The 12,834-nt window shown below is 38.9% G+C and carries 12 protein-coding genes; all 12 read left to right on the top strand.

Annotation, left to right across the window (positions count from 1 at the left end; all coding sequences use genetic code 11):
* The first annotated feature begins 85 nt into the window (after nucleotides 1-85).
* The 12 genes from ftsE (at nucleotide 86) to liaX (ending at nucleotide 12,812) form a co-directional block, all read left to right on the top strand.
* Nucleotides 86-772, top strand: a complete 687-nt coding sequence (ftsE, locus tag IGK01_RS09420) for a cell division ATP-binding protein FtsE (RefSeq protein WP_010734913.1) — start codon at nucleotides 86-88, stop codon at nucleotides 770-772.
* Entirely contained in the window at nucleotides 765-1,649 is an 885-nt protein-coding gene (gene ftsX / locus IGK01_RS09415) for a permease-like cell division protein FtsX (RefSeq protein WP_282568476.1), read from the top strand. Before ftsE ends, ftsX begins: the two co-directional genes overlap by 8 nt.
* A gap of 225 nt (nucleotides 1,650-1,874) precedes the next feature.
* Nucleotides 1,875-3,323, top strand: a complete 1,449-nt coding sequence (cls, locus tag IGK01_RS09410; protein ID WP_010734915.1) for a cardiolipin synthase — start codon at nucleotides 1,875-1,877, stop codon at nucleotides 3,321-3,323.
* Nucleotides 3,324-3,670: 347 nt separating this feature from the next.
* On the top strand, nucleotides 3,671-4,525 hold the full coding sequence (locus IGK01_RS09405; RefSeq protein WP_010734916.1) for a phosphate ABC transporter substrate-binding protein PstS: 855 nt from the start codon (nucleotides 3,671-3,673) through the stop codon (nucleotides 4,523-4,525).
* Nucleotides 4,526-4,640: 115 nt separating this feature from the next.
* On the top strand, nucleotides 4,641-5,561 hold the full coding sequence (gene pstC, locus IGK01_RS09400; RefSeq protein WP_034687410.1) for a phosphate ABC transporter permease subunit PstC: 921 nt from the start codon (nucleotides 4,641-4,643) through the stop codon (nucleotides 5,559-5,561).
* Nucleotides 5,561-6,445: a phosphate ABC transporter permease PstA gene (gene pstA / locus IGK01_RS09395; RefSeq protein ID WP_409173502.1), complete on the top strand. Its 885-nt coding sequence runs from the start codon at nucleotides 5,561-5,563 to the stop codon at nucleotides 6,443-6,445. The genes pstC and pstA overlap by 1 nt, the downstream gene beginning before the upstream one ends.
* Nucleotides 6,446-6,459: 14 nt before the next feature.
* Nucleotides 6,460-7,266 carry a phosphate ABC transporter ATP-binding protein PstB gene (gene pstB / locus IGK01_RS09390; RefSeq protein ID WP_010734919.1) on the top strand — a complete coding sequence of 269 codons (807 nt, stop codon included), beginning with the start codon at nucleotides 6,460-6,462 and terminating at the stop codon, nucleotides 7,264-7,266.
* 15 nt (nucleotides 7,267-7,281) lie between these two features.
* Nucleotides 7,282-8,040 carry a phosphate ABC transporter ATP-binding protein PstB gene (pstB, locus tag IGK01_RS09385; RefSeq protein ID WP_010734920.1) on the top strand — a complete coding sequence of 253 codons (759 nt, stop codon included), beginning with the start codon at nucleotides 7,282-7,284 and terminating at the stop codon, nucleotides 8,038-8,040.
* 12 nt (nucleotides 8,041-8,052) lie between these two features.
* Nucleotides 8,053-8,739 carry a phosphate signaling complex protein PhoU gene (gene phoU, locus IGK01_RS09380; protein WP_010734921.1) on the top strand — a complete coding sequence of 229 codons (687 nt, stop codon included), beginning with the start codon at nucleotides 8,053-8,055 and terminating at the stop codon, nucleotides 8,737-8,739.
* Nucleotides 8,740-9,324: 585 nt separating this feature from the next.
* Nucleotides 9,325-10,371: a YibE/F family protein gene (locus IGK01_RS09375; RefSeq protein WP_010734923.1), complete on the top strand. Its 1,047-nt coding sequence runs from the start codon at nucleotides 9,325-9,327 to the stop codon at nucleotides 10,369-10,371.
* A complete protein-coding gene (locus IGK01_RS09370) occupies nucleotides 10,371-11,129 on the top strand; it encodes a YibE/F family protein (protein WP_023520026.1) in 759 nt (252 codons plus the stop codon). Before IGK01_RS09375 ends, IGK01_RS09370 begins: the two co-directional genes overlap by 1 nt.
* 111 nt (nucleotides 11,130-11,240) lie before the next feature.
* Nucleotides 11,241-12,812 (top strand): daptomycin-sensing surface protein LiaX, encoded by a 1,572-nt coding sequence (gene liaX / locus IGK01_RS09365; RefSeq protein WP_224434133.1) that lies wholly within the window; start codon nucleotides 11,241-11,243, stop codon nucleotides 12,810-12,812.
* Nucleotides 12,813-12,834: the final 22 nt, after the last annotated feature.

Below are 12,834 nucleotides of genomic sequence, written 5' to 3'. Positions count from 1 at the left end.
AAATAAAATTGTAAGATTTCGAAAGCAAGCTGAAACATTCCCATGCTATAATGACTAAAGACTGAAAAGATATGGAGAGAACGCCATGATTGAAATGAAGGATGTAATGAAGAAGTACTCAAATGGTACCACAGCTATCCGAAATCTCTCGATCGTCATTGACCAAGGAGAGTTTGTTTATGTAGTAGGACCATCTGGTGCTGGTAAATCTACATTCATCAAATTGATGTACCGAGAAGAAAAAGCAACGAAAGGAACATTGAACGTTGCTGGCCATGATCTGATAAATATCAAAGATCGTGAAGTACCTTATTTACGTAGAGAAATCGGAGTAGTTTTCCAAGACTATAAATTGTTGCCTCGAAAAACAGTATATGAAAATGTCGCATATGCGATGCAAGTCATCGGTAGAAAACCTCGTGACATAAAAAAACGTGTCATGGAAGTTTTAGACTTAGTCGGCTTGAAACATAAAGTACGTGTTTTCCCAAGTGAATTATCAGGTGGGGAACAACAGCGTGTTTCGATTGCTCGAGCAATCGTGAATACACCAAAAGTATTGATTGCAGATGAACCGACAGGAAACTTAGACCCGGAAAACTCATGGGAAATCATGAAGTTATTAGATAGGATCAATGCGCAAGGAACGACTGTTGTTATGGCTACACATAACAGTACGATCGTTAATACAATTCGTCACCGCGTAATCGCCATTGAAAATGGCCGGATTATTCGTGACCAAGCGGAAGGGGAATATGGATACGATGATTAGAACCTTTTTCCGTCATTTATTAGAAAGTATCAAAAGTTTAAAACGAAACGGTTGGATGACCATCGCATCAATCAGTGCGGTGACGATCACACTGACTTTGGTTGGTGTATTTATGGCAATCATCATGAATGCGACTAAATTAGCCGAAGACATCGAAGGTAACGTAGATGTTTCTGTGTTCGTTGATATCGGGACGAATGAGAAAGATATGAAAACACTCGAAAAAGAATTGAATGAACTTGAACACGTCAACAAAGTTGAATTTTCAAGTAAAGACCAAGAATTAAAGAAAATCCAGGATCAAATGGGTGATTCTTGGAGTTTGTTTGAGGGAGACGGCAATCCGTTATACGATGTATACGTTGTAACAACGACACAACCTTCTTATACTAAAGAAGTTTCTGAAGAAGCCGCGAAGTTGAAAAATGTTTTCCGTTCGGATTATGGTGGCACTTCGTCTGACCGAATCTTTGATATTGCTGCGGCAGTACGTACATGGGGATTAGCAGCAGCTGCCTTGCTATTATTTGTCGCGATGTTCTTGATCTCAAATACGATTCGTATCACGATCATTTCACGTCAAAGAGAGATCCAGATCATGCGTTTAGTTGGTGCCAAGAATGGCTATATCCGTTGGCCTTTCTTCCTTGAAGGAGGTTGGATCGGCTTGATTGGAGCCATTATTCCTGTATTGATTCTCACATTTGGGTATCAGGAAATCTACAAATTGCTCAACCCAACCTTGTTGCGTTCAAATTACTCATTGATACAGCCACAGGATATCGTTTGGAAAATCGACGCATTGATGGCCGGTATTGGTGTCATTATTGGTTCATTAGGTTCGATTATTTCAATGAGAAGATTCTTGAAATTTTAGTCAAAGATATGAAGCAGACCAGTGGGAGCGATCCTGCTGGTTTTTTTTTGTAAAAATTTTCATTCTCGAAAAATCTATTTTATAGAAAAATAAACTTACTCTTTCCTTTCTATCTATAGTATTCTAAGGAAGTCGGTTTTTCTGGTAGACAAATCAGTGGTTTTTCTTTACTTTAAAAAACAACTTCGCTATCCTAAGGAGGATAGCCGGATAAGAGGTGAGGCAATGGATATTATTTTTGACAATTTTTCGACGATCTTACTGCTTACGAACACATTATTATCTTTAGTGATCGTTTTTACCGAAAGAAAAGAAACTGCTCAAACTTGGGCATGGTTACTTGTATTGACTTTTATCCCGATACTAGGTTTTTTCCTTTACATTTTCTTTGGACGTGGGATTTCAAAAGATAAGATATTTGATTTGAAGATTCAAGGAAAGATCGGTAAGAACTTAGAGATCGAAGAGGATCGACAGGCATTGATGCGGGGATTATACCCACATCCTCCGACTGGACAAGTGGATGTCAAACAGTTGATTTATATGTTAACTGTTGGAGAAAGCACACTGTATACCACAAGCAATGATGTGACGCTGTTCACCGATGGCAGAGAAAAATTTGACCGGTTGATCGAGGATATTGAACAGGCAACTGACCACATCCATCTACAATATTATATTTATCGCAGCGATAGCTTAGGGATCGAGGTCTGCCAAGCATTAACTTCTGCTGCTCGCAGAGGGGTACAAGTAAGAGTTTTACTAGATGCGTGGGGATCGACGGAAGTTTCAACCAAGTTTTTCCATGAGTTAAAAGAAGCTGGTGGAGAAGTTGCTTTCTTTTTTCCGCTTTTTGTTCCTTATCTGAACCCGCGAATCAATTATCGTAATCATCGAAAGATCGTAGTAATCGATGGGAAAATTGGTTATACAGGTGGATTCAATGTGGGAAATGAGTATTTAGGTCTCGTGCAAAAATTTGGTTATTGGCGAGATAATCATTTGCGTATCTATGGTGAAGGAGTCTATGCGCTACAAAATCGCTTTTTGATGGATTGGAATTCTCAACATACAAAAGAAGTGCATTATGCGGCGCGCTTTTTCCCAAGTATTGCATCAACCGGTGAGATTGCTTTACAGGTCGTGACGAGTGGACCAGACTCAGAACATGAACAAATCAAAATGACGTACCTTAAAATGATCTCACTGGCCAAGCGGGAGATTTTGATCCAAACGCCTTATTATATTCCAGATGAATCAATCCATGAAGCGTTGAAATTGGCATTGCTATCCGGTGTGAAGGTCCATTTGCAGATTCCCAATAAACCAGATCACCCATTAGTGTATTGGGCAACGTATTCTTTTGCTGCTGAATTGATCGAATATGGTGCTGTCATCGAAACTTATGAAAATGGATTTATTCATGCGAAGACAATGATCATCGATAGCGGAATCGTTTCCGTAGGTTCAGCAAACATCGACGTTCGTTCTTTCCGTTTAGATTTTGAGGTCAATACACTGATCTATGACGAACGGCTCGCAACTCAAGTGCGAGGGGCATTTTTTGAAGATGCAAAAGTTTCTGAGCGTTTGACAAAAGAACGTTACGAGGCTCGGGGCTGGATGATCAAGCTAAAAGAGGGATTGGCTCGACTTGTTTCACCACTCTTGTAAAAAACTGAACAAAAAAGGACATGAAATAGACTCATAAGAGCAGATTTTCATGTCCTTTTCTATCGGGGCCATTTCTGTAGTTTTATTACAAGAAATGGAGAAAGCGTCTCGCAAGAGCGGGAATTAACTTTTGGGGTATTTCTTGTTTTTTGGGGAAAGCAAGAAATAAGTTAATGCTTGCTTGGTACAGAGACACATTTCAATGCCAGTATAGCATAGAAAAATTTATTGAGATAGTATTTTTTTTAATTAAATTAAATTATTTGTTATTTAATAAAATCAATTGATTTTCAAGTAATAGTGAAAATGTTAAAATGGAAATACTTTAGGATTGAAGGAGATTTCTAATGAAAAAATTACGATTATTAATACCAATGATAGCACTATTTATAACAATGTCTGGGTGTTCAAACCTGGTCGACCAAGGTGAATCGATCACAGCGGTGGGATCATCCGCTTTACAACCTTTAGTTGAAACGGTTGCTGAGACATATCAATCAGAAAATCCCGGCAAATTTATCAATGTACAAGGTGGCGGAAGTGGTACTGGTTTATCGCAAGTCCAATCAGGTGCTGTTGAGATCGGTAATTCTGATTTGTTCGCAGAGGAGAAATCAGGGATCGATGCGTCCGCGCTGATTGACCATCGAGTAGCAGTAGTGGGCATTACACCAATTGTCAACAAAGAAGTCGGCATTGACAACATTTCGATGGAAGACTTGAAAAAAGTATTTACTGGTGAACTGACGAACTGGAAACAACTAGGTGGGAAAGATCAGCCAATCGTGATCTTGAACCGTGCTGCAGGTAGTGGAACGAGAGCAACTTTTGAAAAATGGGTCTTAGACGGTGAAACAGCGATTCGTTCCCAAGAACAAGATTCTAGTGGAATGGTCCGTCAAATCGTTGCGGATACCCCAGGAGCAATCAGCTATGTCGCATTCTCTTATGTATCAAAAGATGTGGATACACTGAAAATCGACGGAGTCGAGCCAACAGACAAGAATGTCACAACAAATGATTGGACGATTTGGGCTTATGAGCATATGTATACGCGAAAAGAGACAAGTCAATTAACGAAAGACTTTTTAGCTTATATCTTATCAGATGAAGTGCAAAAAAATATCGTTGGAGATTTAGGCTATATTCCAGTGTCGAGTATGAAAGTTGAACGCGATTGGGAAGGTAATGTGGTGAATTAACCATCTTTACACAAAATTTACAAAGTTAGCAAAAAATTTACATGTTATTAAAATCAAATTGATATTCGCTTAGTAGACTGTATAGGTATGTTAAAGGACCAAGGAGGAATCATCTGTGGAAGATGTAAAAAAAGCACTAGTAACTAAATCCAAGCGCTCGAAAATGGAACAACGTGGAAAGTTTATCAGCTTTTTATGTATTGCATTGATTGTAGTGGTTGTTTTAGCAATATTTTATTTTGTTGCCAGCAAAGGGTTAGCGACCTTTTTTGTTGATAAAATCAATGTTTTTGATTTCTTATTTGGAACAAATTGGAATCCAAGCGCACTCGGGCCGGATGGAAAACCAATGGTAGGAGCTCTACCAATGATCGCGGGTTCGTTTATCGTTACTTTTTTATCTGCGATCATTGCAACACCTTTTGCCATCGGAGCAGCTGTGTTCATGACAGAAATCTCTCCGAAAAACGGAACAAAGATTTTACAACCGGTCATTGAACTACTTGTAGGTATTCCTTCAGTTGTTTATGGGTTTATCGGTCTATCCGTCATCGTTCCATTCATTCGCGGCATTTTTGGCGGAACGGGTTTTGGTATTTTAGCCGGAACATTTGTGTTGTTCGTAATGATCTTACCAACGGTTACGACGATGACAGTCGATGCGTTAAAAGCCGTACCAAGACACTATCGTGAAGCTTCTCTTGCATTAGGAGCAACGAGATGGCAAACCACATATAAAGTAGTCTTACGCGCAGCAATTCCAGGAATCTTGACAGCTATCGTCTTTGGGATGGCTCGTGCCTTTGGTGAAGCCTTAGCGATCCAAATGGTTATCGGTAATGCGGCATTGATGCCAACAAGCTTTACCACTCCAGCTGCAACGCTGACATCGATCTTGACGATGGGTATCGGAAATACGATCATGGGTACCGTTGAAAACAACGTGTTGTGGTCTCTAGCCTTGATCCTACTCTTGATGTCATTATTCTTTAATATCGTTATCCGCTTGATTGGTAAGAAGGGAGAATTGAAATAATGAATGCAAAACGTTCTGATAAAATAGCAACAGGTGTCTTATATGTGATTTCAGGCATCATCGTCCTGATCCTCGCTGCGTTGCTTCTTTATATCTTAGTTCGCGGTATTCCACATATCTCTTGGGCATTTTTGACTGAATCGTCAAAAGCGTATCAAACTGGCGGAGGAATTGGAATCCAATTATTCAACTCTATCTATTTACTGATCATCACAATGATCATCAGTTTTCCGATTTCACTGGGTGCAGGAATCTACTTGTCTGAGTATGCAGGTAAAAACTGGTTGACAGATGTCATCCGCACATCCATTGAGATTCTTAGCTCATTGCCTTCTGTCGTTGTCGGTCTCTTTGGTTTCTTGGTTTTCGTTATCCAATTCCAATATGGGTTCTCGATCATTTCAGGTGCCTTGGCATTAACCGTATTCAACTTGCCTTTATTGACTCGGACAGTCGAAGAATCTTTACAAGCAGTTCATTACACACAACGCGAAGCTGGTTTAGCTCTAGGATTGTCTCGTTGGGAAACAGTGCTTCGTGTCGTTGTTCCTGAAGCGACACCAGGTATTTTGACGGGGGTCATCTTGAGTTCTGGCCGTATTTTCGGTGAGGCCGCAGCGTTGATCTATACCGCTGGTCAAAGTGCGCCAGCCTTAGATTTTACTAACTGGAATCCATTTAGCATTTCCAGCCCGATCGGTATCTTCCGACAAGCTGAAACACTAGCTGTCCACATTTGGAAAATCAATACAGAAGGAACGATGCCCGATGGGGTTTCCGTTTCGGCAGGAGCTTCTGCAGTATTGATCATCGCTGTGTTACTATTCAACTTTGGTGCTCGAGCAATTGGAAAACGTCTGCACCGTAAAATGACTTCAGCTTAAGGAGAAGAAGCAGAATGAAAGAATATAATATGAATGAAACCAACATCATCAAAATGGGCGCTGAAAAAGATATCGCGCTATATACAGATGATTTGCATGTATGGTATGGCGATAACGAAGCCATTAAAGGTGTCAATCTTGAATTTGAAAAGAATAAAATCACTGCATTGATCGGACCATCAGGGTGTGGGAAGTCCACTTATCTACGTTCATTGAATCGAATGAACGATGGGATCGCAAACACGAAGATCACTGGAAAGATCATGTATAAAGAAGTCGATGTCAATGCACCACAAATCGACGTTTACGAAATGCGCAAACGAATCGGCATGGTGTTCCAACGTCCGAATCCTTTTAGTAAATCAATCTATGACAATATTACGTTTGCCTTGAAACAGCATGGTGAGAAAAACAAACAAAAACTAGATGAGATCGTCGAAACTAGTTTGAAGCAAGCGGCATTATGGGATCAAGTCAAAGATAGTTTGAATAAAAGTGCTTTGGCGTTATCAGGTGGACAACAGCAACGTCTTTGTATCGCTCGTGCAATCGCGATGAAACCAGATATTTTATTGCTTGATGAACCAGCGAGTGCGTTAGACCCGATTTCTACTGGGACTGTTGAAGAAACGTTAGTCAACTTAAAAGAAGATTATACGATTATTATTGTGACTCACAATATGCAACAAGCTGCCCGGATCAGCGATTACACTGCGTTCTTCTATCTTGGAAATGTGATCGAGTATGACAAGACGAATAAGATATTTACTAGACCTAAGATTCAGGCAACTGAAGACTATGTGTCCGGTCATTTTGGTTAAGACGGAGGACTTGCTATGACAAAAGAAATTATCTCATCAAAAGATCTTCATCTGTATTATGGGGAAAAAGAAGCCTTGAAAGGCATTGATCTAAGTTTCAATAAAGGCGAGATCACTGCAATGATCGGACCATCTGGTTGTGGGAAATCTACTTATTTACGTTCATTGAATCGTATGAATGATTTGATCCCAGGTGTAACGATCACTGGTAGTGTCGTTTACAAGGGCAATGATATCTACAGTCCTAAAACGGATATCGTTGGACTACGTAAAGAAATCGGTATGGTGTTCCAACAACCAAATCCTTTTCCATTCTCCATCTATGAAAATGTCATTTATGGGTTGAAAATCAAAGGTGAAAAAGACAAAAAAGTGTTAGACCAAGTAGTAGAAGAGAGCTTGAAAGCAGCATCTGTTTGGGAAGATGTCAAAGATAAATTGCATAAAAGTGCGTTGTCTTTATCAGGTGGACAACAACAGCGAGTGTGTATTGCCCGTGTGTTAGCTGTCAATCCAGAAATTATTTTATTAGATGAGCCAACTAGTGCCTTAGATCCAGTCTCTACTGGTAAAATAGAAAGTATGTTATTAGAATTAAGAGAACGCTATACGATGATCATTGTGACTCACAATATGTCACAAGCATCACGTATCTCAGACAAAACAGCTTTCTTCTTAGATGGCAATTTGATCGAGTTCAACAATACGAAAAAAATATTTATGAATCCTGATAAAAAAGAAACGGAAGATTATATCTCAGGACGATTCGGATAAGGAGGAAAGAGGATGTTACGAACACAATTTGAAGAAGAATTATTGAACCTTCATAATCAATTTTACGAAATGGGAATGATGGTTAGTAATGCCGTGCATAAATCAGTGCGCTCTTATACAAAACACGACAAAGTTCTTGCAAAAGAAGTAATTGAAAATGACATTACAATCAATGATATGGAAACACGATTAGAGAAAAAAAGTTTTGAAATGATTGCTTTGCAACAACCGGTGACAACTGATCTACGAACGATCATCACAGTCATGAAAGCAAGTTCAGATTTAGAGCGTATGGCTGACCACGCAGTATCAATCGCCAAGTCAACGATTCGTCTTAAAGGAGAAACAAGAATTCCTGAAATCGAAAAAGAAATCTCTGATATGTCTGATTATGTCAAAAAAATGGTAGATAATGTCTTAGTCGCTTACGTTAAAACAGATGAAAAGGATGCACGTACGATTGCAAATATGGATCATCGTGTCAATGAATCATTCAATCGGATCTACAATGCAACGATCAAAAATATGCAAGCAAATCCCGAAACTGTTATCAGTGGAACGGACTATGTCAACGTAGCAAGTTATTTAGAGCGGATCGGTGATTACGTAACAAATATCTGTGAATGGATCGTGTATCTAGCTACAGGTAAAATCACTGAGTTGAACACAAATCATAACGAAGAGACTAATCAAAGATAAAAATCATTCGCTGATTTTTGTCAAATGCTGATCAGTATTTCTGAGAAATAAGCGCCAACTTCCGAAAAGAGAGATATATTTTTGGAAGTTGGCTTTTTTATTAATATAGAAGACAATTATTCGAGATTTGGCGATGATTAATTGTTTGTTGTTATCCATTTCATAAATTTTAAGGATCGGGTACATTAGATATCCTGTTCCTTCTAAAAATGAATAAATGGTGTTCAAGAAGCTGACCTTCAACACTAAGCTAAAAAATTGTAAAATATGAAAAACTATTTTTCAATTTTCTATCTTACTGCTCAGGTCAAGTCGCTTCTTTCACAACCTAGATAAACGGTGTTCAAGAAGCAACACTTCGGACATAAGTCAAAAAAATAAAAAATGAAAAAGCCATTTTCGATTTTTCTGCCTTATGCCTTAGTACTGACCGCTTCTTTCACAACCTTAGAATAAACGGTGTTCAAGAAGTAGCTCCTTCAGAAATAAGCGTGAACCCCCAAAAATTTGAAGAACAATTTTCGGTTCTTCACGCTTATTTCTCGGAGCTGAGCACTTCTTTCACAACCTTAGAAAGGAAGGCGTATGTACAAAAAAAATCGATTATTGATCAAATGTTTGATTCTTTGTAGTTGTTTTGTGGCCGCATGGGTAATCCAACATGCCACTGAATGGTACGAAGACCCAATCATGCAAGTACAGCAAGTATCGCTAGAAAATGAACAACAAGTAATCAAAGGAGAATTGATGAATACGCAAGCGAAAGGAACAGAACTCACTCTGTTTATTCCGCACCAAGAAAATCAGATCGAACATGCAAAAGCTAAGACGAATCAACTTTATCTCGTACGGAAAATCGGGGATGAATGGCAGATACTCAGCAAAAAAAATGACGGCTGGTTATTCCTTTTTACAAGTTTATTTATCTGTGCGCTCTTGTTCGTAGGCGGAAAAGCAGGCATATTCACTTTGATCAGTGTAGGACTCAATCTCTTGTTATTGATTTTACTTCTTCAGGGTTTCACGCAGATCCAAGGGATATCTTTGGTGATGACGAGTGTCCTTTTTGTCTTTCTAGGAACGGTCATTTGCGTTTTTGCCTTAGATGGTTGGCAACAAGGTGGACTGATAAAAATCGTCGCAACCATGACGAGTGTAGGTGTAGCTTTTCTAATTTGTTTGTTCGCAATGGATTATTTGAACGATCAAGGATTACGTTATGAGGAAATGAGTTACTTGACTCGACCGTATCGTTCCGTTTTTTTAGCTAGTTTATTAGTAGGGATGACAGGTGGGGTATTGGATACAGTTGTCACAGTCACGACAACTTTAGATGAGTTGGTGAATAAAAAACCAAAAATAACGATGAAACGATTGTGGCAGTCTGGTCAAATGGTAGGACAAGATGTAATTGGCTCCATGACGAATATCTTACTATTCGTATACGTCAGTGGGACGATCCCGATGTTACTTGTTTACTTTAACAATGGTTGGCCCTTGAGAGATGCGATTGAGCTACATCTCTCGTTGGAATTGCTACGTGTGATCAGCGGAAGTCTAGGCATTGTCCTTTCGATTCCCATTACACTTTTATGCTATTTAGGCCATTTGAAGTATCGGAGGGCGATTTGATGAATGTACTTTTGCTCTTAGCACTTCTCTTAGTGCTATTGATTTTACTGGTTGGTGGGAAAAATGGGCTCTATACGATCTTAGGTCTGTTCATCAACGTCCTGTTGTTTTTCCTTCTATTACTCCTCTATCATTTTCGGTTGCCAATATTACCAAGTGCCATCGTGATCTTTTTATTGATCACTAGTGTCACATTGTTTTTTGTTAATGGCTATAATCTCAAGATGAAAGCAGCTTTTCTTAGTGTATTGCTTTTTTTAGTGGTTTTCTTAGTGGTGACGCCGTTTCTTTCTGAATTAGCGATCCAAGGGTTTACAAGGATTGAATTAGATGAACTGACAGGGTTCGATTTGCATGTACCCTTGGATTTTTTCGCATTGACGCGAGCAATTTTATTGATCAGTGTGAGTGGAGCCGTATTAGATGCAAGTGTGTCCATCGCTAGTGCGACGTATGAAGTATATCTGACAGATCCATTACAAAGCTATCGGGAATTAGTAAAATCGAGTATACGGATCGGCAGAAAAATTTTAGCTACAACAGTAACGACCTTGGTTTTTGCTTTTATGGGAAATTGTTTAGCCCTGATATTGTGGTTCATTGATCTAGAATTGTCTTTTGGCCAGTTGATCAACGAAAAAACTTTCGTTTTGGAGTATGTAACTGTAGTAGTCACGACAAGCGCAGCGATCCTTGTTTTACCGATAACATCAGTCATTTCTTCAATTTTATTTACTCGACAGAAAAAATCATCCTAAGAATGAGAGAAAGTTACAACTTAAGTCCTATGACTTTTTCTTCAAATCATTGCATAATATGTATGTAAGGAAAAGCTTGCAAACAATTTTTGCTATAAGGAGGCAATTTCCATGAAAGAAAGAGAACGTATTTTAGAATTAGTTAAAAAAGGCATCCTTTCAACTGAAGAAGGTTTAGACCTATTGGAGAGTATGGCAACTGAAAAAGATGAAAAGCAAATCGCAAAAGAGGCAGATCGTGTACATGCTGATCGTAAAGAAAAAGATGAAGCAAGTCGTTTGATCGATGAACTTGAAAATGGCAAAGCTGAACGTGAAGCAGTAGAACCAGATCCAAGACAAAAAGAGCAAGAAGACAAAGAGAATCTAGAAAAAATCTTAGATGAATTGGCGACTGAAGCGAACAAAACTTCTGCTCACTTAGATGAAGTCAACGCAAAACTTTTTGAAAATAAAATTGCACGCAATGAAAAACAGGAAACATTGATGCAATTGAATACAAAAGAAGAGTTGGATCAACTAACAGAAGAAGAATTGACACAACGTCAACAATTGGAGCAAGAAGTCAAAGAACTTGAAGCAGCCGGAGATCTCTTATCTGAAGAGCGGATCAAGCTTGAAGCTGAATTAAAAGATATCCGTAAAAGCCAATGGTCTGAGAAAAAAGACACCTTTGCTGAGAAATTTGACTTGCCAGAGGATTGGAAAGAACAAGCAAATGACACATTGAACCAAGTCGGCGAAAAAATGACTGAAGCTGGGAGTCAACTAGGTAAATTCTTAAAGAAAACCTTCCAAAATGTTTCCGTAACAGTGAATGATAATATGGAATGGAAAGATGTCAGTTTACGAGTACCTGGGATCGCTACAACTAAATTTGAACACGAATTTTACTATAGCGCGCCACAAGCAAGTATTATCGACATCAAAGCGGCTAATGGGAATGTCACCTTGAAAACTTGGGATAGCGAAGACGTAAAAGTCGAAGCGAAAATCAAGCTTTATGGAAAAATGGGTGCAGAGCCTTATGAAGCTTTTGCTGAACGCAGTCAAATCGAAGTCAATGATGAACACATTTATTTCCAAATCCCGAACAAACGTGTACGTGCCGATTTAGTCTTCTACTTACCAAAACGCACGTATGACCATACAGCAATCAAATTACTCAATGGTAATATTGTAGTTGAAGATTTAGATGTAAAAGATATTTACATGAAATCAACAAACGGTAATATCTTGGTTGAGCAAATGGCTGCAACGATGCTTGAGATTGGTGGAGTCAATGGGAATATCGATGTCCGTAATGGAGATATTTTAGATTCAATCATTGAAACAGTCAACGGTACAGTTACTTTTGGCGCAACACCAGAAAACTTAGCGATTTCATTAGTCAATGGGGATGTTCGTTTGACAGTGAAAGAAGATCGTTTGAAGAAAATCGAAGCAAGCTCAGTCAATGGTAACGTCAAAGTTGCATTGCCAACAACCATCGGTATGGACGGTCATGCAAAAACAAGTCTCGGCAGTATCAATAGCCGCCTGTCTGATTATGAAGTGATCCGTGAAAAGAAAGAGCGCACGAATCAAATGTTAGAATTCCGTCGCGTTTCTGAAAATGAAATGGCGAAAATTGAATTGTCTACTACAACTGGTAGTATCTATTTAAAAGATACAGATAAATAATTTTTTCGCTTCGACCTTCTGA

The organism is Enterococcus sp. AZ080 (assembly GCF_051714945.1).
GTDB lineage: Bacteria > Bacillota > Bacilli > Lactobacillales > Enterococcaceae > Enterococcus_B > Enterococcus_B pernyi.
Note: the sequence above shows the minus strand (reverse complement) of the source record. Positions and strands in the feature narration are given on the sequence as shown.